The sequence below is a fragment of the Corynebacterium ulcerans genome, from assembly GCF_900187135.1.
Classification (GTDB): Bacteria; Actinomycetota; Actinomycetes; order Mycobacteriales; family Mycobacteriaceae; genus Corynebacterium; species Corynebacterium ulcerans.
Genome location: NZ_LT906443.1, coordinates 1,679,681 through 1,699,041 on the forward strand (window position 1 = coordinate 1,679,681; position 19,361 = coordinate 1,699,041).

17 protein-coding genes are annotated in these 19,361 nt (G+C 55.3%); 7 read left to right on the plus strand and 10 right to left on the minus strand.

Features of this window, described 5'->3' with window-relative positions; genetic code table 11:
* Window positions 1-45: 45 nt before the first annotated feature.
* The 4 genes from CKV68_RS07560 to CKV68_RS07575 all read left to right on the plus strand — a co-directional run bounded on the left by CKV68_RS07560 (window position 46) and on the right by CKV68_RS07575 (window position 4,555).
* Window positions 46-615: a suppressor of fused domain protein gene (locus CKV68_RS07560; RefSeq protein ID WP_013910596.1), complete on the plus strand. Its 570-nt coding sequence runs from the start codon at window positions 46-48 to the stop codon at window positions 613-615.
* Window positions 616-628: 13 nt separating this feature from the next.
* A complete protein-coding gene (locus CKV68_RS07565) occupies window positions 629-3,361 on the plus strand; it encodes a DNA polymerase III subunit gamma and tau (RefSeq protein ID WP_095075939.1) in 2,733 nt (910 codons plus the stop codon).
* Window positions 3,362-3,464: 103 nt separating this feature from the next.
* A complete protein-coding gene (locus tag CKV68_RS07570) occupies window positions 3,465-3,785 on the plus strand; it encodes a YbaB/EbfC family nucleoid-associated protein (RefSeq protein ID WP_014835791.1) in 321 nt (106 codons plus the stop codon).
* A 113-nt stretch (window positions 3,786-3,898) separates the two neighbouring features.
* On the plus strand, window positions 3,899-4,555 hold the full coding sequence (locus CKV68_RS07575) for a recombination mediator RecR (RefSeq protein ID WP_013910599.1): 657 nt from the start codon (window positions 3,899-3,901) through the stop codon (window positions 4,553-4,555).
* A 7-nt stretch (window positions 4,556-4,562) separates the two neighbouring features.
* Here CKV68_RS07575 and CKV68_RS07580 read toward each other — a convergent pair whose 3' ends face one another.
* The 4 genes from CKV68_RS07580 to CKV68_RS07595 all read right to left on the minus strand — a co-directional run bounded on the left by CKV68_RS07580 (window position 4,563) and on the right by CKV68_RS07595 (window position 9,112).
* A complete protein-coding gene (locus CKV68_RS07580; RefSeq protein ID WP_095075940.1) occupies window positions 4,563-5,900 on the minus strand; it encodes a GntP family transporter in 1,338 nt (445 codons plus the stop codon).
* Window positions 5,900-6,808 carry an NAD(P)-dependent oxidoreductase gene (locus CKV68_RS07585; protein WP_095075941.1) on the minus strand — a complete coding sequence of 303 codons (909 nt, stop codon included), beginning with the start codon at window positions 6,806-6,808 and terminating at the stop codon, window positions 5,900-5,902. The genes CKV68_RS07580 and CKV68_RS07585 overlap by 1 nt, the downstream gene beginning before the upstream one ends.
* A gap of 29 nt (window positions 6,809-6,837) precedes the next feature.
* A complete protein-coding gene (locus CKV68_RS07590) occupies window positions 6,838-8,265 on the minus strand; it encodes a four-carbon acid sugar kinase family protein (protein WP_095075942.1) in 1,428 nt (475 codons plus the stop codon).
* A 142-nt stretch (window positions 8,266-8,407) separates the two neighbouring features.
* Window positions 8,408-9,112 carry a FadR/GntR family transcriptional regulator gene (locus CKV68_RS07595; RefSeq protein WP_095075943.1) on the minus strand — a complete coding sequence of 235 codons (705 nt, stop codon included), beginning with the start codon at window positions 9,110-9,112 and terminating at the stop codon, window positions 8,408-8,410.
* A 111-nt stretch (window positions 9,113-9,223) separates the two neighbouring features.
* On the opposite strand from CKV68_RS07595, the gene CKV68_RS07600 reads away from it, so the two are divergent.
* Entirely contained in the window at window positions 9,224-10,069 is an 846-nt protein-coding gene (locus tag CKV68_RS07600; protein ID WP_095075944.1) for a fumarylacetoacetate hydrolase family protein, read from the plus strand.
* A 113-nt stretch (window positions 10,070-10,182) separates the two neighbouring features.
* Window positions 10,183-11,184 (plus strand): S1 family peptidase, encoded by a 1,002-nt coding sequence (locus tag CKV68_RS07605; protein ID WP_231910426.1) that lies wholly within the window; start codon window positions 10,183-10,185, stop codon window positions 11,182-11,184.
* A 66-nt stretch (window positions 11,185-11,250) separates the two neighbouring features.
* Here CKV68_RS07605 and CKV68_RS11440 read toward each other — a convergent pair whose 3' ends face one another.
* From CKV68_RS11440 to CKV68_RS07625, 4 genes are all read right to left on the minus strand, one after another.
* The gene (locus tag CKV68_RS11440) at window positions 11,251-11,379 is read right to left on the minus strand and encodes a hypothetical protein (protein ID WP_013910606.1); all 129 of its coding nucleotides are present in this window, start codon (window positions 11,377-11,379) and stop codon (window positions 11,251-11,253) included.
* Window positions 11,380-11,868: 489 nt separating this feature from the next.
* Entirely contained in the window at window positions 11,869-12,621 is a 753-nt protein-coding gene (locus CKV68_RS07615) for a type 1 glutamine amidotransferase (RefSeq protein WP_095075946.1), read from the minus strand.
* Window positions 12,621-13,895, minus strand: coding sequence for a Mur ligase family protein (locus CKV68_RS07620; RefSeq protein ID WP_095075947.1), 1,275 nt, complete (start codon window positions 13,893-13,895; stop codon window positions 12,621-12,623). The genes CKV68_RS07615 and CKV68_RS07620 overlap by 1 nt, the downstream gene beginning before the upstream one ends.
* Before the next feature lie 11 nt (window positions 13,896-13,906).
* Window positions 13,907-14,953, minus strand: a complete 1,047-nt coding sequence (locus tag CKV68_RS07625; RefSeq protein ID WP_095075948.1) for a DNA polymerase III subunit epsilon — start codon at window positions 14,951-14,953, stop codon at window positions 13,907-13,909.
* A 472-nt stretch (window positions 14,954-15,425) separates the two neighbouring features.
* Between CKV68_RS07625 and CKV68_RS07630 the strand changes: the two genes are divergently transcribed.
* Window positions 15,426-16,439, plus strand: coding sequence for a coiled-coil domain-containing protein (locus CKV68_RS07630; protein WP_013910610.1), 1,014 nt, complete (start codon window positions 15,426-15,428; stop codon window positions 16,437-16,439).
* 72 nt (window positions 16,440-16,511) lie between these two features.
* On the opposite strand, the gene CKV68_RS07635 is transcribed toward CKV68_RS07630, so the two are convergent.
* Window positions 16,512-17,255, minus strand: coding sequence for an NADPH-dependent oxidoreductase (locus tag CKV68_RS07635; RefSeq protein ID WP_013910611.1), 744 nt, complete (start codon window positions 17,253-17,255; stop codon window positions 16,512-16,514).
* A gap of 87 nt (window positions 17,256-17,342) precedes the next feature.
* Window positions 17,343-19,160: a 2-isopropylmalate synthase gene (leuA, locus tag CKV68_RS07640; RefSeq protein WP_095075949.1), complete on the minus strand. Its 1,818-nt coding sequence runs from the start codon at window positions 19,158-19,160 to the stop codon at window positions 17,343-17,345.
* Between the last annotated feature and the right edge of the window lie 201 nt (window positions 19,161-19,361).

The window sequence follows — 19,361 nt, forward strand, 5'->3', positions numbered from 1 at the left end:
CCCCGTGTTGTGGATGACAAAACCCGAGGGGATGTGGGCTAGGCAGTGATCTTGGAAGAGACGGCTGTGTGGATTGACGGGATAATCCCCGGTGAAATGACGATCCATCTGCCGGAAACCTCTTATGGTGAGGCTTTTCATATAGGAACTGTGGACCTGGGAGACCAGCAGGTTTTGGCCACCACGCTCGACTTTAACGGGGTGGATACTGGTCTTACCTTGGGGGATGGCAGCGACCAGGTAGATGTGCGTAGCGAGATCTTTACTGTCGGGCAGTTCCCAACAGAGGTGGGGGTTCAGGTGCTGCGTCGATTAGCTGTCTTTTTGGATAACGTGGGCGGCTCTATACCTGCGCAGCCGGGCCAGCTTGTGCCGGCTTTGGGGAGCATGACGGACGCTCTAGATAGGTGCACGGTTAAGCACGGTTTATTCGTGGCTCCGTATGTGTGGGGAGGACAGGTGCCGCAGTATTCGGAGCCATCGCAGCTAACAGCGTTGCTGCAGCTTATTATGCTCACACAGAATGAATTCGATTACGCTACAACCTACGGGATCCATGAGTTGCAGAAAGCGCTAGGCAACGAGGGCGTGGATCTATCGGACTGGACACGGTAGGTAGGCTAGGACAGTGGCTTTATATCGCAAGTATCGCCCCGCTTCATTCGCTGAGGTAGTGGGGCAGGAGCAGGTAACTCAGCCGTTGTCTGTGGCTTTGGACAGTGGACGTATCAATCACGCCTACTTGTTCTCTGGCCCGCGCGGTTGCGGCAAGACCTCCTCGGCGCGCATTATGGCGCGTTCGTTGAATTGCGTTGAAGGTCCTACCTCAACTCCGTGCGGCAAGTGCAACTCGTGCATTTCTTTGGCGCCCAATGGCCCAGGAAACCTTGACGTCACTGAGCTTGATGCCGCGAGTAACAACAGCGTCGATGATATGAGGGAGCTACGCGACCGGGCCATGTATGCGCCGGCGGAGTCGCGGTACCGGATCTTCATCATCGACGAGGCTCATATGGTGACCACCCAGGGTGCTAACGCCCTGCTCAAAATCGTGGAGGAGCCACCAGAGCACCTGATCTTTATCTTTGCCACTACGGAGCCTGAGAAGGTTATTGGCACGATCCGTTCGCGGACGCACCATTATCCGTTCCGGCTGCTCACCCCGCAGTCGATGCGGGGTTTGCTGGAAACCACGGTGGCCAGCGAAGGCGCGCTAGTCGAGGATTCTGTGTATCCCATGGTGATCCGCGCTGGTGGCGGCTCCCCTCGCGATACCCTGTCTGTCCTGGATCAGCTGCTCGCGGGAACCGGACTACAGGGGCTGAGCTATGAAACCGCGCGGTTGCTGCTGGGCGCCACCGATGATGCGCTTATCGACGCCGCCATCACGGCACTGAGCTCACAAGATAAAGCCGCACTGTTTACCACCATTGACTCTGCCGTCGAGGCCGGGCTTGATCCACGACGCTTTGCCACAGACCTCCTTGACCGTCTGCGCGACCTCATGGTTCTGCAGGCCGTTCCGGACGCTTTTGAGCTAGGGCTTGTCGACGCCCCCACTGACCGCGCGGACGTGATGCGCGCCCAAGCCGCAGATTTTCATCAGGGCGAAGTCGCTCACCTGGCCGCATTGGTCAATGATGGGCTACGTGGTTTGAAAGGAGCGACATCTCCGCGCCTGCTACTGGAGATTCTCTGTGCAAAGATGCTGCTGCCTAGCGCTCCAGCCAGCGCGGCTCTCACACCCCCTCCCGGTAATGCGCAGCCTGCCGGTCTTCCGGCGGGTGGACAGCCTTCAGGGGCTCCTGCTGCCATTCCGGCTAAGTATGAGCGCAAGTCTGTCCGTATGGCTCGTGAGGCTGCCCAACGGAAAGCTGCGCAGGAAGAAGCAGCTCAGCGGGAGGTTACTCAGCGTGAGGCTGTGCAGCAGGAGACGCCTCAGCCGGTAGTACAGGCGGAGAAGCAGGCCTCGGCTCCGGAACCAGAGCCGCGGAAAGAACACGCGGCGGAGAAGCCTGAGACGCCTAGTGCGGAAAAAGCTACGCCAGCGCCTGAGTTGCAGACACCTACGGTAGCGCCCTCGGATGACGGGGAAACGGCTGCGGAGGGGGCGTCGATAAGCAATGACGATGCCTTTGTCGCAGACGTGCGCGCGCGATGGTCAACGTTGCGGAAGATGGTGCACAAGAAGAGCGCTGTCGCAGGTATCTTGCTCGCTGAATCGTGCGTTCTGGGAATGCGCGAGGGAACGCTGGTGCTGGGGCATAACACCGGGCCGCTCGCGCAGGGGCTGAATCTTGCTAAAAACAATGACGTTATCGTGGAGGTTATTCGCGCTGAACTAGGGCGGGACGTCACTGTCGACTGCATCGTGGGAACAGATCCTGTTGCGGCGGGTTTTAGCGAGCCTCCAGCAGAGAAGGCTTGGACTCCGGAACCGGCTGCGTCTGATCCAGAGGCTCCCGCGTCCGCTGCTGTTCCCGAGCCTGCTGCCACGCCCGCTGTCACGGAAAGCAGTGCTGCTGAGCAGGAGAAACAACCAGACGCGGCGCAGCCGGTCCCGCAGTCACCTGTTGCTGAGCAACCCTCTGCACCGGCTGAGTCTACTGCTTCTACGTGGGGAGAACCCGCGCCGATTGGTGGAGATACCCGGCGCGCACCACGAACAGAACCCCCGAGGCAGGTGGCTCAAACCACGGGGTGGGGAGAACCTGCGCCACTCGGCGGCCAGCCTGACGTGGTGAATGATTCACCGGCTAAGTCGGAGCAATCGGTACAGGGTGCGTCACAGCAGCCTGCACGCAAGGTTGAGCAGCGAGACGCTGTTCCCGCTGCGCCTAAGCCCGTGCCTGCAACACCGCCAATCCAAACACCGCCGGTCCAGGCGCCGTCAGCTCAGAAACCGCCGGCCCAGGCGCCGCCAGCTCAGAAACCGCCGGCCCAGAAACCAAAGTCGCGGTGGCAGGAGGCCGTGGCGCGTAGTGCTCAAGCCGCAGAAGAGCGGGCAACGCGCCCAGAGTTTTCCGATGGTGTGCCACTGCCACCAGAACCGGATGATTGTGGCGCACCCGACTCGGAAGACTGGACCCCGCCGGAGGAGCCGTATGGATACGCTGCCGACGAAGGCTTTCCAGAACCCGCGGGGGGAGCACCTCAGCCCTCGCAGGAGGGATCAAAGTATCAAAGGCACCGTTCCTCGGAACCAACACCTGCGGTAGAAACGTCTAATGTTCCAGATCATGACGAGGAAGAGGAGATGGTGCGCGAGGCTGCGAGTGGCTCGGTGACCCGTGATCACCGCGATGCTTTAACCGTTGCGATGGATCTACTCGCAGAGCAGTTGGGCGCGCGCCAGCTTTAGGCTTCCCCGTATGAGCTTCACAGAAGTGAAGTAGGTACACTGGCCCATTGACCGATCGCCTTCCGTTATGGGAGGCGGCAAACAAACGCGAAAGGCAGTTTTCATGACTCAGCCGGACATGTCCCAGCTCTTGGCACAGGCGCAGCAGATGCAAGCTCAGTTGCAGGAGGCGCAGCGCGAGATCCTCGCTAGCACCGTTACTGGTACTGCAGGCAACGGCCTTGTTTCCGTTGATATTCAGGGCAACGGAATGGTGAGCCGTGTCACCATTGATCCTAAGGTTGTGGATCCGGAAGACGTGGATACCCTTCAGGATCTGATTGTTGGTGCGTTTGCTGAGGCTCATCAGAAGCTTGGCGAGCTTGCCGATCAGAAGATGGGGCCGCTGTCCCAGGGCTTTGACGGCCTTGGCGGCATGTTCTAAGCGAATTGGCTTTTTCAGTACCAGCTCGTCCGAGTTTCGTTGGCCGGGCTGGTCTTCTTTGTGTGCCATAGTTTTATGGTTAAACAACCGGAACGACAAAAGGTAGGCAGCTGTTGTTCGAAGGACCGCTTCAGGACCTTATTGATGAGCTTTCACGGCTCCCCGGCGTGGGTCCTAAATCTGCGCAACGCATCGCTTTTCACTTGCTCCACGTGGAGCCCGCTGACATTGCGAGGCTTCAGGACGCTCTCGGGGCCGTCCGAGACGGCGTAACCTTTTGTCGTATTTGCTGCAATATCTCGCGTGAATCGGTGTGCCGTATCTGCGCGGATTCTGGCCGTGACCGCGGAATGATCTGTGTGGTGGAGGAACCCAAAGATATTCAGGTCATTGAGCGGACAGGTGAATATAATGGCCGCTACCATGTGCTAGGCGGTGCACTAGATCCACTGGCCAATATTGGCCCCCGTGAACTGAACATTTCCACGTTGTTGCAGCGCATCGGAGGTGTGCTTCCGGATCGGGAGCTGGCCGATTCTACGCCTGAGGCACCGCTTTACGACGCCACCCCAACGGTGACAGAGGTAATTCTTGCCACCGACCCCAATACTGAGGGTGAGGCGACGGCATCGTATCTTGCGCGTCTGCTCCGCGATTTCCCTGACTTGGTGGTTTCTCGTCTTGCTTCTGGTATGCCTTTGGGCGGGGACCTGGAGTTTGTCGATGAACTGACGTTGTCCCGCGCCCTCAGCGGTCGATTGACGATTTAAACAAGTACTACACCACTGCGTACACCAGTGCGGTGAGGATGAATCCGGCAACGCCAAAGGCTGTGGACAGCAACGTCCAGGTACGCAGACCTTGTTTCACAGATAGCCCTAAATATTTGGTGACTATCCAGAAGCCGGAGTCGTTGATGTGGGACACGCACATGGCGCCGAAACCGATGGCGATCATGATGAGCGTTGTTTGTATGCTGCTCAGCCCGGCTTCTGCTAACGGCTGCGCCAGGAGCCCCGCTGTTGTAAGCATAGCGACGGTCGCCGACCCCTGGGATGCTCTTAAGGCTAAGGACAACAGGAATGCCATGAGTATCAGGGGCATATGAGCTGCCACAAGCATGTCCGATAGCACTTTGCCGATACCGGATTCCACGAGCACATTGGCAAAACCACCACCGGCACCGGTGACAAAGATGATGATAGCTACGGCAGGAAGAGCAGAATCCAAGACACCTGCGGAGTGCTCGCGATTCCAGCTTTGTTGTTTGCCAATGCTCAACCACGCAACGACCACTGCTATCAGGAGTGCTACAGGAGAGGACCCGATGAAGCTGACAAAGGAATGAATCGCAGTGCCTTTTTCGGTATACATCGCACAGGTGGTGCCCACCATGATGAGGATGATGGGGAGCAAGATAAGGCCAAGGACCGCGAAGGGGGAAGGGGCCTGGTGGTTAGGGGAGGCGTCGGAAAGCTCCACGGGGGAGGGGCCGCGTTCCACTGACTCTAGGTTGAGTACCTTGGCGGCATAATAGCCGATCACGCAGGTCACGGCAGCGATGGGTAGGCCCAAGGTGAGCATGAGTCCGGGATCGGAGCCGAAGATTCCGGCCACGGCAACAGGTCCTGGGTGCGGTGGCAACGTGACGTGCACGGTGAGTATCGCACCTGCCACAGGAAGCCCGATTTTTAATGGGTTGATCTTGGCTACGGCGGCAAAGCCGAACACGATGGGTGCCAGGATGATAAATCCCACGTCAAAGAACACCGGAATGCCGAGGATAAAGGCTGCGATGGTCACGGCGGCCGTGATGCGGTGTCTGCCGAGTTTGTCGGTGAAGTAGCGCGCGACTGCCTCGGCGCCCCCGGATACCTCGATAATCCGCCCCAGCATCGCGCCCAAACCGACCACAACGGCCACGGAACCTAGGGTTTTGCCCACGCCGTTGGTCACGGTGCTAACGGAATCTGCAAGCGGGATACCAGCGGCAATAGCGGTGGCTATGGACACACCGATCAATGCCACAAAAGCAGGAACCTTAGCCCATATCACCAGGGCAAGGAGGACAGCTACGGCGACTATGCCGAGTATCAGCAAAGAAAGACCAGTCATTATTGTTTACTCCTCGTCTCATGCGCCTGGGTAGGAGCGACAACCTGGATAATCGTGGAATCGTCGTGCGCGCCTTTCCCGCGTGCCAGGCCAGCTAGGTATTGCTGCTCGGCTGCTGCGGCTAGCGGCACGCCAATACCTGCAGATTTTGCCGCGGCGGTGACAATGCCCATGTCTTTGACAAAGATGTCGAGGCGGCTGCGGACTTCGGGCCCCTCCTCCGAATAGGCTTCCAGCATGCGGGGGCCGCGGTCGCCAAGCATAAAGGAGGCTGCGGCACCGCCCATGAGGGCATCGAGGGCGGCCTTGGGGTCGAGTCCTAGCCGGTCGGCCAGCGCTAATGCCTCGCCTGCGGCTGCAATATGGACTCCGCATAAAAGCTGATTGACGGTTTTGAGTGCTTGTCCTTTTCCTGGACGATCGCCAACAATCACCAAGTGGGAGGACATGGCTTCGAGCACCGGCCTGATGCGGGCAACCACCTCAGGCTTGGCACCTACCGTGACAAGCAGCTCCCCACTTCCTGCGCGTATGGGTCCGCCGGAGATGGGGGCGTCGACAACGTCGATTCCTAGCGATTCAAGCCGGTCGGCAGCTTTTTCAACGGCCGTGATGCCCACGGTGGAGGTTAGAAGTACGACCGCGCCGGGTTTGAGTGCTGCGGCGATGTTGCCGTGGCCGAAGAGGGCGTCGATAAGCTGCTCCTCATTGCGAACAGCAAGCAAAACCACATCAGACCCTGCGGCTGCCTGATGCGCCGACTGGAAGGTATCCAATCCGGCGGCTTTACCTAGCTCGATGCGGGGTTGTGCAACGTCGACGCCTCGGACAGTGAAATCATGGGCGAGGTTGGTGGCCATGGGGAGTCCCATAGCGCCCAAGCCGACAACGGTAATGATGAGAGACATGCGGTTCCTTTTGTAGTGTTTGTGAGGGTTTAGTCTTGAGAGAGGGTAGAAACTACATCGGCTAGTGAGGAGTCTGTGCCCACATTGCCGGCAAAGACGATGTAGGGCACGCCTGCCGCAGGACCTTCTGCTGTGGACCACAGCGAGATGATTCCCGGCTGCATCGGGCCAATGACCATTGCTTTGGTCATTTCTAGTCCTTGCGAGGCGACATCTGAGGACGTAATGCCGCCTTTAGCAACCACAAACCGAGGCGTCACCTCATGAACTATGCGATTGACCGCAGAGACAAGTGCTTGAGAGACTTTGCGCGCAATGGAGAGAGATTCCTCGCCGGTTGCTCCGGTCACCAGTTCGCGCGAGGTGTGGAAGACAACGTTATCTTTCCTTATTGCCTGAAGTAGCTGGGTGTGAAGGTGATCAAGATAGCGTTCGGAATCGTCTGCCAGCACTGAGCGGACGTCTAACTCGATGACGGCGGGGGAAGAAGCCTGCAGCAGGTGGTTAAGTTGTCGCGTGGTGGTGGGCACATGTGATCCGACCACGATGAGCCCGCCTGGTACGGTGGCGGGGACATGACGCGAGGCCGCGATTGTTTCTGCACTGAGTACCTCGGGAATGTCCTGCCCGATGCGAGCCCGGACAAAGGGTGGTCCCACGCGGTAGATGAATCGCTTCCCCATGCGTTCTGCCTGCAGGATTCCTAAAGATAGTGCGCGGAGATCATGTTCATCGACGATGTCAGCCACGATGGGTTGGCGATGAGTTGCCTGGAGAAGTTTCTCTGCGATGGCGTTGGCATCGGATCTTATTGTGTGCAATGTAATGCGAAGAACGTCGGATGCTGGGACGGCGCCTGTGGTTTTCTCCTCAACCCATTCAGGTAAACGGGAGGCGGAATAACCAAAGGTGGCATCGCGGGCGAACTCAGTTTCTCCCACGGGCTGAAAACCTGTGGCAGCGTTTCCGGCGTAGTGGACAGAATCGACGGTAATGCGTCCCGCGTCGCCGAATGCTGGAACAATAATGTAGCCGTCTACCGGTCCTTCATGCTTTTCGACGACTCCGGCAAGCGTGTCCGGTTCCAAAGGAAAATGGCCTCGGAGAGTGGAGTCACTACGAGAGACAAAGATGGGGCGTTTCCCCGCAGCTTCGGCGGCGGCATAGGCTGCCTCTGCGACGGAGACATTGATGGCTGCTGCTTGATCTGGGTTGAATGACCGTGAATTGGTCATGACGTAGATAGCCGGGGTGTCCTGGGCGAGTGCCCATGCGAAGTCTTCTTGTTCCCAGCGAGTGAGTACAGGTAGATGCGCTACTGACTGGGTGCCAGTGGGGTCATCATCGAGAACGACAAGCACGTTGTGTGCTGCTATTGCTTGTTTGACTGTGCTGGCATGGATGTTGAGCGGTGCGGGGCACCCTTCGGTGAGTTCCGAAAGCTGGTAGAGGGTCATCCCAACTCCTTGGAGATACTTAGTTCTTAGACCTCTGAGGTCTTGTGTGTCTCAGACTAGGGTCTAGCTCACGTGGTGACAAGCTTTTACAAGGAAATATAGGAAAAATTTGGTTTATGCCCGACTGGGCATCGGCTCTGTGTTAGCCCATCGATCCTGGTAAGAACGTAGAAATGTCGTCGAAGGTTTGAGTCATATGCGCGCGCATGGCGTCTTTGGCAGCTTGCTCATCTCTTGCAATAACGGCATCTAAGATCGCATGGTGATGTCTGCTCGCGCGCTTACGGACCTCATCCACGGCATTGGTCTTGCGTCGCGATTCCGCTAAGGCACCCGCCAGCGGGATCATGAGCGCTGAGACGAAGGGGTTTCCCGTGGACTCAAGTAGCGCGGTATGAAAAGCAACGTCTGCGTCGGTGGTGGCTGCGACGTCGCCACGTTCGGTGGCAGCATCGTAATCAGCAAGCGCCTGCTTCATCTTTTCAATATCCGCCTCGGTGGCGCGGGCCGCGGCCAGTCCCGATGAACCGACTTCGATCATGCGTCGGACTTCCGTGAGGTAAATTCCGATGGTTTTGGGGTCTAAGCTGCGCGAAATCACGTCCATGCGGGAGCGCACATAATTCCACTGGTTGATGGGGGTGACAAAGGTGCCGCGTCCATGGACTACCTCCACGACTCCGCGGTCTGCCAGGGTTCGCACCACCTCGCGCATCGTGGGACGTGAAACGTCCAGGTAGGCGGCTAGGTTTGTTTCCGGCGGAAGGGCGTCGCCAGGGCGGAACGTGCCATCTGCGATGGCGTCCATTATTTTCTCGATGCCTTGAGTGACCAGATCGGTGCGCACGGTTTTTCCTTCCAAATACTTCCTACTGGGAAATGTACCGTACCTGATGCCATCGACTGGGGCGCCTGCGCGTATTAGCGTGGAATAAACGATCCCAAAGGAGCAAACATTATGCGTCTTGCAACCATAAGAACCCAAGAAACAACGACCGCTGCACGCATTGAAGACGAGAATCTCGCCGTAACTATCCCGGGCTTTGCTGACGTCGGTGAGCTGCTCCGTAACCCCAACTGGCGGGAGTTGGCGGAATCGGCTGAAGGAACGACTGTGAAGTTTTCCCTGCAGGATCTGCACGCGGTTATTCCGTCTCCCACAAAGATCATCTGCGTGGGGCTGAACTATGTCAATCACATCAAGGAAATGGGGCGCACGCTGCCGGAAGTCCCGACTTTATTTATTAAATTTTCCGATGCACTTACCGGGCCTTTCGACGACATCCTGGTTCCTCCGTGGGCTAATGGTGCCCTCGACTGGGAGGGTGAGCTAGCCGTGGTGATCTCACAGCGTGCCCGCAGGGTGAAAGCCTCAGAGGCAGAGAACTATATCGCTGGGTATGCGGTGATGAACGACTACAGTGCCCGTGATTATCAATACGCAACGCTTCAATGGCACCAAGGGAAATCCTTGGAAAAGACGGCAGGGTTTGGCCCCTGGCTAACCACGAGAGACTCCTTTGATCTTGGTGGGGAGTTGACCACGTATCTGAATGAAGAAAAGATGCAAAGCGCTGCTACCAGCGATCTTGTGTTTAAACCGGCCGATCTTATTCAGTACATCACGCATCTGTATCCATTGGATCCGGGGGATGTGATTGTAACTGGAACTCCTGGCGGGGTTGGGCATGCCCGTGATCCCCGGAGATACATAAGTGATGGCGATGTGGTGACAGTGGGCATTGAGGGGTTAGGGCACATTGCCAACAAGACCATTTTTGAGGGTGGCAAAAATCTTAGCTAGTTTACAATTGCCTTAGGGTTTAGTAAGTAATATTAAGGGAAAGGTTTTCATTTACTTACTAAAGTGTAAAGGGTTTCTCGGTGGTTTTAAGAAGATTGTGCACAATTGTAGCTATGGGTGTTCTTGTTGCTACAGGAGCTCCCAGCGGGCATGCGCTCCCCTCCGACGGGTATTTTGACACTGCGAATGTGCCAGGGGAAATAAAAGTAAACCAAGGCGATCAGATTCATCCGGAAAACTCTCGATATGGGCATTCCTATTGCACTGCTGGCTACGTAGACGTTGAAAACGGTCGGGTATGGCTAGCTGGACATTGTGGAGCAGACGGCGCCAAGGTATATGACAAGCATAAACGAGAAATAGGGACGCTTAAGCAGCGATACGACAAAGAGCTGACAGAAGGGCAATGGCCACGCGGGCATCATAATTTCCGAGCGAATGATCTTGCGTACGTGCAGCTTGCCGATAAGAATTTTGCGGGAAAGAATGTCTTTTCTGGAAACCAGATATATCAGCCGCAAAAGGGTGACACAGTGTGCTACTACGGTGCCGCCTCAAAGAAGACTTCATGCTCGGAAGTGCTGAATACGGACTCGTATCTTACGGTGACCGGCCAGCTCGGCACGATAAGCGGTGACTCTGGAGGGCCTAACTGGGTTCCCGGGAAAGGGTACGTAGGGCAAACACTAGGGTCGTTGTCCTGGGAAAACACAGGCGCGAGTGTTTCTATAATCCGTAACCAAGATGTCGATATGACTTCTCTAGCGATCCCTTGGCAGCAAGATTATGAATTTTCTTTCCCCACGCCGGAAGAAGCCAAACAGGTACAAAAAGCTGAAGTTCTTCTACCGATGATCTACCAGGAGACCCGGCAGCGCGAGGAAAACAACGCGTGGAAGTTTGATAAATACCTATCGGATTTAGGTTACGCAGAGGAGGAAGCCGCGCTGCGTGAGGCTGTGCAGCAGCACAAGGCTGCTTTAGTCAATGTCTTAGAAAGCAACCCTTGGGATGGCGATAATGCAGGGAGAGTTTCTTTTCTTACTGCCGTTACCAAAGTGACAGCGCTGGGCGAAGAGATTAACCAGCTCATAGAAGAAAAGAGCACGACCTAAGACTACAAAAGGTGGTCACCGGCTGGATTGTCGGTGGCCACCTTTTCTCTGAGAACTCTTAGGGGGCTAGAGGGCTTCCTCCATCGCACCGTTTACATTATGTATTTTGAAGCTGCTTGCTTTACCTTCCAGCAGCGCGGTTTCCATATCCTCGTACATGCGTGCATCTTCATTCACATCATTGGTGTTACTCATAAAAGAGAAGTCCTCCTGATTGGTTAGATACTTACGAACTCGGGATGAGTGGACGCCAGTGTAACTACGTCATCCCACCGATTACAGGGAGTCTGGTGGCTCGTGCGTGTGCAATAAAGGCGGTAATGTTAGCTTCTTGACACTGATTCTTTTTTAGCGCAGAGAATCCAAGCTTTGTGTGCAGGGAGGTTATCGCCAGTGGCGACCAGTCTGAGGGAAACAAGCATGCCCCTCAAGCAGCGTGAGATATATGTAACACATGGCAGGTGCGGCCTGTGTGAAGGTACGAAGCACTCGTTTTAGGCTGTGTTGATTGTCGTATTGTCGTTTTTGAGAACACTAGAAATCGCGGCCAGTGGTTTTGCAGGGCGCCGGGGCTCTAGCGTTCTCAAAAACAACAATTTCCTTGTCACGAGGCAGAAAACTACTACGCCCCTGAGCTGGAAGCTAAACATTCCAGCTCAGGGGCGGGGATTACAGTGGCGAAAACTACGCTAGACGTTCCTTGCGTAGCTGATCAACCACAGGCAGCTCGAGAGGAGCAAGCTCGCTGAGGGCTATACCCATAGCCTTGGCTAGCAGGAGATCAGCTAGTTGGGGGTTACGGGCAAGCGCGGGTCCGTGCATGTATGTGCAGATAACGTTTCCTTGCACCGCACCTTCCGCAGTTATCTGCTCAGAGTTCGCCGACGCCTGAGAGATACCATGCTCATCTGTGTTGCCCACACCGCGAGTGACCTTTCCCAATGGCTGTGCATCAGGGCCAAGGATCGTGGCGCCCATGTGGTTTTCAAATCCGGTGAGGGGCTCTGTTAGCTCGGCAGTAATGCCGTTGCTGGTGGGGCTGGTGTGGAGCTCTCCGATAGTGCGTTTGGCTAGGGAAGAGGTGGTGGCGTCGATAAGTCCTACACCATCAACCATCCTGCCGCTTGCGCGGAAAGAACGACCGAGTACTTGAAGCCCGGCGCAAATACCTAAGACTGGGCGCCCGGCGTTTGCTGCGCGAGTAAGGCCGCCATCTGCGATGAGGTGCTCAGCGGCAAGGATCTGGGCTGTGTCTTCACCACCGCCTAGGCAATAAATATCCAAGGATTCCGGTACCGCTTGGCCCAGTTTCACCGTATGAATTTCTGCGGTGAAACCTCGCATGCGGGCGCGTTGCCGCAACACCAAAGCGTTGCCGTCGTCGCCGTATGTGCTCAGGACATCGGGAAGGATGAGTCCAATAGAAAGATCAGTCATTAGGACTCCTTTGCGGCCGCAATGGCCTTTTTCAAATCGCGGAATGCAGTGTAATTGGCAAGGACCTCAACGCGACCAGCTGGGCAAGCCTTGATGGCGTGCAAAGGATTCTTCATGAGCTCATGCTCTACCGAGGCATACGTCAGTCGCACGGACAGATCAGTGCCGCGTTCGCCAGAGGCTTTTACGGATAGCTCATCGAGCTCCTCAAACTTAACGTCCCAGAGCCAAGAGAGATCTTCACCATCGGCGACCTGTCCATTAACCGCAATCACGAGGCCTTCTGCGGTGCGGTCGACCATGGATAGCGCTTCTTGCCAGCCTGCTGGGTTTTTGGCCAAAAGCAGATGAATTTGGTGTTGCCCAAGAGTGATGGTGGAGTAGCGCCCCGCCACATCGTCGACAGCTTCTACCGCGCGAATCGCCTGGGGAAGCGGAACATGGAAACACTCTACGGCTGCAGCTACCGCTTGGGTGGCGTTGCCGCGATTAGCGTTGCCGGGAAGCGCCAGATCCAGAGCGGATACCTGCGTGGCAGGGGCGTCTGTGCGAGCCGGGGAGGTTATACCTTCAGCGGAGATGCTCCACTGCGGGGTCGGCCGGCGGAATTGTTCACCGTTGGGCAGCGGTTTGACTGCGTACCAGTCGGTGCCGTCGTGGACCACGTGTCCGCCGGTGCGTGGGCAGGAAACGGAATCTCCTTGCCAGCCAGCGCCTGCGGATACCCATACAACGTTTTTGGCATCGTAGGCGATGGAGCTAACAAGTACGTCGTCGCAGTTGGCGATCACAGTCATCTCGGGGTGCTTCATCACGCACTCACGGAGCGCACGCTCAATCTTGTTGATTTCTCCCACCCTGTCCAGTTGATCGCGGGTGAGGTTGAGGAGGATTAAGCATGATGGCTTGAGACGATCTGCTACGGCTGGAACGTGGAGTTCGTCTACCTCAAGGATCACATGGCTAGCCTCCTGACCTGCCATGAGTGCGGAGATGATGCCGGCGTCCATATTGTCGCCGCCCTCGTTAGTTGCCACAGTATGTTGTGCACGCACCGCAGATGCGAGCATACGAGTGGTTGTAGATTTACCGTTGGTGCCAGTGACAAGGGCAACGGGACGGTCGTCGCCTAGCGACGCCATGATGTTCGGGTCGATTTTCTCGGCTATAAGGCCGCCAATCATTCCGCCCGACCCACGACCGGTGGCACGCGAAGCGGTTGTGGCCAAGCGTGCAGCGCCGATGGCAAGGCGGGTGCGCAGATTCAAACTCATGGGACCAGAGTTTAGTCGTCTTCGCGCGCCTTGCCTGGTTTGACGTCTACGACAGCCCGAAGGAATTCCTTATCTGTTATCAAAGGAATTCCTTTTCGGTGCCCATGCATGGCTTTTCCAACAAGGTCTTCTTTTTTATTGCACACCACAACGCTGGACTTGCGTGTGAGTTTTTCGTTATAAGCCAACCCGGTACGCAGGACTGCCTCGATGATGGTGTCTGGATCTTCCGTGATTTCTGGGGCGATCACTACCTCCATGCCTTGTACAAAGCCATTAGAAGGGGAGTAAACGCCTGGATTTTCGTACTCGCGAGGAACCTCCATGGCGTCTACTCGAATGTCTGAGCGCTGCAACCCAAACTTGTCTGCCCGCAGTTGATCAGGAGTATAAGAAGAGATGACTCCACACGCTTTTTCCACAAAGTGCATGCGTGCGATGAGCAGGGTTTCCTCGCGGGATACATGCTGCTCAGGACGCGCAGCGCGCTCAAGCGAAGCAACCGGAGAAGGGGAATCGAGGCCTAGCGCATGAGCGACAGCGCGGATACGGATGTCTTCAAAAGCAACGCCTTGACGGCGCGCCGTTGCTAGCGTATCGACGATCAAACGCGGGCGCGGAATATGCCCTACTCGTTGTCGACGGTGGTTGCGGTGCCTGTGGCGAGCGCGGTTTGCCCGTGCGGCGTTACTCATGGCTCGACGAGACTCGGACACGAGGAAACCCCATGTATAAGGCGTGTTGTGGAGGATAAGGGTGCGGTCGTCGATAAGCTTGCCCAGCGGTTTTAGTATGTGACTAAATTTTTTACCTTGCGTGATTTCTTCTCGGCTGAGTCCGTGGAGATGGAAAGGGCCGGGGTTATCACCAGGGTTGATGACGGCATGAAAATGGTCGACTTCTTCCCCGTCTTCGGTGAAAGTGACTGCATCGACAGTAATGAGGCGAGAAGTAGACGGGTGGATACCGCTTGTTTGTATCGATAACGCTACGTAAGGAGCATGCTCGATCTCGGCAGCTCGCTCTGCGTTGGGGGCGTCTACTTGCTTATTGGTCATAGGGACAGTGTAGTCGGCGTATTTGACGGGTAAGCGTGACGCGGATTTGCGGGGTTAGCGGAAAAGAAAGGGGGAGGAAGGACGCATTTACATAGGTAACATTATTATAACAATATAAGCTATCGGTAGCCTGGTGGATTTTTGTGTGGTTAGCTAAAAAATTCACATACATACACAAGGGGCGGGGTGAAAAGGTGGCCATTTTGATAAAAGTGTGAGCTCAGTGCGGTTGGTGAAGGGTGCTGTGTGGCGAATTTCCGAATGTGAAAGATTTCATTTTTGGACATCCGGGGCTACTGTGGGGAGATTTAAGGCGGGGGTACGGTTTTACCGAATAAGAAACCTTAACTTGAAATAAGTGTATGCCATACATTACTTTGACATTGCTATTAAGTAGCCTTAAGGAAACCTGCCCCTGGATGTTATTTGCATGGGGATCTGGCACGTCAAAGATCGTGGAGGATCTGAAAGTATGAAGAAGCTTGTCTCAACAGTGGTAAGTTGCGCGATCGCAGGATCGATATTGACTGCGCCGGTGGCTGGTGCTCAGGAGACTCGGATTGATGAGCTGCTGATAATGCGTCACTCAAATGGAAGTCCGTCTGTCACCGTATCTTGTAGTGCTGATAGCAAGAAAAGTTCTGAAGAACGGATAAGGCAGTGCAAAGATGCATCGATAAAACTACTGGCTGATGCACTTCTTAACGCAGACAAGCTAGCTCGTGAACAAGAGGAAAAGCTAGAGGAACAGGCGGAAAGATTTTTTGAGCTTGCTGGAATTCTGGAAAACGAACAAGCCTATAATAAATTTTTGATTCAGGTAATCTATCAAAAAATAGCTGAAATTAATAGACTGAAGCAGGATAATCAGCGACAAAAACTAAAAATAGCGGAACTGAAGAAAAAAGTATCAGAGCTTGACGCTGAAGTAGAAAATGTACATAAACTGCTCGGTAAACTTAACGCAGACAATGAGAAGCTGAATGAATTCCTGCTAGAAAGTCTCAAAATTACGGAAGAGCAAGATCGTATAATCAAAGAGCAACAGAAAAATCTTCAGGATCTAAATAATCAGATCGAGGACCTGCAAGATGATAACGACGCATTAGGCGAAGAAAACGATGCTCTGCGCGAGGATTACAAAAAAGCACTAGACGCCTTGAAGAAGTCTCTAGAGGAAAGCAAAGAACTCGCAGAGAAGAATCATGCGTTGAAGAATCAGCTTGCTAATGCGCAATCAAAGATTGAAGAGCTGGAGAAGAAGTACGCCGAAGCTCAGCGCGATATCTTGGGTTTGAAGAACGACAATAAGCGTCTGGAAGATTTGAACAAGAAGAACTTGGACAAGCTTGGCGAGACCGAAGGCAAGCTCAACACTGCTTCTATACTGGCCACAGTCTTTGGTGTGATTTCGGCTATCGCAGCGATCATCGGAATTGGTGGCTTCCTCAAGCCAATCATTGACCGCTTCTTCCACCACCGTTAAATATAAGAAAACCGGGTGTATAGGCCTGGAATCTTAAGGCGCTGCCCGAACACGGGCAGCGCCTTTTGCGCTCTAAAGATCAAAGCCTTGGGAACGAGCAATCTCAAAGGTAAGGTCGCGGTTGTCTTTGATCGGTGGATTCTTTTGGAGAGTTTGGATGGTGAAGCTGTCCACTCGCTGGTTAGCATTGCGGAGGTCGTAATAGGTGGTCATGGTGGAGTCATAAGAAGTCATAGACTCTGACCAATCCTCTGGCTCGTGATAGCCATTTTCCATGATTCGGAGGCTCTTGGGCATGCGTGGTTTGAGCTGGGGCGACTGATTTGGCCAGCCCAAAGTCATGCCAACAACGGGGAAGGTGAGTTCCGGAAGTGCGAGCACGTCAATTACGGCGGCAGCGTCGTTGTGAACGTTGCCGAGGAAATTAACACCCAGACCGAGGGACTCTGCCGCGATGCATACGTTTTGGGCCATGAGGCAGGCGTCGGTAAAGCCTTGGACGAAATTGCGTGGGTATCCGGCGGGTTCGGTCGGGGCGTCGTTATGGGCAAGGATGCGTTTGGTTCGATGTAAATCGACGATAAAAAGAAGGTAGATGGGTGCTCGACCCACATATTCTTGAGTTCCGATTTCGGTCAGCTGTTCGCGGAGCTTGGGATCGGTGACGCGGATAATGCTCGCGGTCTGCATGCCAAGGGAGGTGGGGGTATGCAATGCTACTTGGAAGATCTGGTCAAGCATTTCTTCCGTGACTGGTTCAGATGTGAACTCGCGAATCGTGCGGTGGTTGAGCTGCGTGCGGATTGTCTCGTTCATGAGTCTCAACTGTAGCGGGGTCGCATGCAGCGCGGGCGCAGGAAACCCCACCAAAACTATGCTTTGGTGGGGCAAAGTAGGGGATGTCTAGCTCAGGGCACGATTGACCGCTGAGGTAATGGCCTTGAGGGAAGCGTAAGTAATTGATCCTGCGATACCTACGCCCCAGAAGCGCTGTCCATTAATGTCGGCCAGAATGTAGGCTGCAGATTCTGCGTCGTCGCCTGCAGTGCGGGCGTGCTGCTCGTATTCCTGCACTTCCACGTCGATGCCCAGGGATTCGAGCGCATTGGCATAGGCAGCGATGGGGCCGTTGCCGTGGCCTTCGATGGTGGTTTCCTTGCCTTGGAATTCTAGTGTTGCAGCAATGTGGGCTTCGTCTGTTTCATTCTGGGCGGCGTCGACACGCATAGTGATCTGCTCGATCGGCGCGGTGCGATCCAAATATTCCTGGGCAAAGATGTCCCACATGTTCTTGGACTCTACTTCGCCACCCTCGGCATCGGTGACACGCTGGACGATAGAGGAGAACTCGACCTGCATAGGGCGGGGAAGCGCAATGCCGTGGTCAGTTTTCATGATGTACGCGACGCCGCCCTTGCCGGACTGCGAGTTGACGCGGATGACTGCCTCGTAGTTGCGGCCCACATCTTTGGGGTCGATGGGCAGATAGGGGACTTCCCAGGCCTCTTCGCGGAGATCTTCCCACGAGACATCGGTGTGAGTCGCGCCGGGTCGAACGCGCGATGCCATGGCGTCCAGGCCTTTGTTGACGGCATCTTGGTGGGAACCGGAGAAAGCCGTAAACACCAGGTCGCCGCCGTACGGGTGACGCTCGGGAACGCGCAGCTGGTTGCAGTATTCGACGGTTCGGCGGATCTGCTCAATATCGGAGAAATCGATCTGTGGGTCTACTCCTTGGGTGAGTATGTTCAGCCCCAGGGTGACCAGACAGACATTTCCGGTGCGTTCGCCATTGCCAAAGAGGCAGCCTTCGATGCGGTCGGCGCCTGCCATGTATCCGAGTTCGGCGGCGGCAACACCGGTGCCACGGTCATTATGTGGGTGCAGAGACAGAATGATGGAATCGCGACGATTCAGGTTTCGGTGCATCCATTCCACGGAGTCTGCGTAGACGTTGGGGGTGGTCATTTCCACGGTGGAAGGCAGATTGATGATGATGGGATGTGCCGGGCTGGGGTTCATGACCTCGACTACTGCATCGATCACCTCTTTTGCGTAAGAGAGCTCGGTGCCGGTGAAGGACTCGGGGGAGTATTCCCATCGCCAGTTGGTGTCTGGGTAATCGGCAGCAATAGTCTTAATCAGTTCTGCCGCGTCTGTGGCCAGCTTTTTTATTGCCTTTTTATCTTTTCTGAACACAACGTCGCGCTGCAGAATAGACGTGGAATTGTAGAAGTGAACGATAACGTTTTTGGCTCCCTCGCAGGCCTCAAAGGTGCGGCGAATGAGGTGCTCTCGCGCTTGAACCAGGACTTGGATGGTGACGTCATCGGGGATCATATTTTTCTCGATGATCTCACGGACAAAATCAAAGTCGGTTTGTGAGGCAGAGGGAAATCCCACTTCAATCTCTTTGTATCCCATGGTGACCAGCAGGTTAAACATGCGGCGCTTGCGTTCGGGGCTCATGGGATCGATAAGCGCTTGGTTGCCATCGCGCAGATCCACGGCGCACCACTGTGGGGCAGAATCGATGATGGTGCTGGGCCATGTTCTATCTGGCAGGTCGATCTTTTCCACTTCGGCAGCAAAGGGGCGATAGCGGTGAACCGGGAGATCGGATGAGCGCTGTTTGTTCCACGCTGCTTGTCCAGCGGCAAAGTTGCCGGCAGGGGTGTGAATGTCTGCCGGTGCGGAGATGAAAGCGTCAGAGGAGGCCATGATGAATATCCTTGAATGTAATCATTGGGAGAAGGACAGTAATCTGGGTGCTGTCCCACGGCCGGCTACACCAAATCTCCGCGACGGGGTGCCGGCCGTGTTTTCTAGGCCTGTGACCCGCCGCGGCATAGAAGAAGTAGGTTCATGCCTGACATGTGGCATAGCATACATATGATGTGAAATGTTTCCAGTGAAATTAGA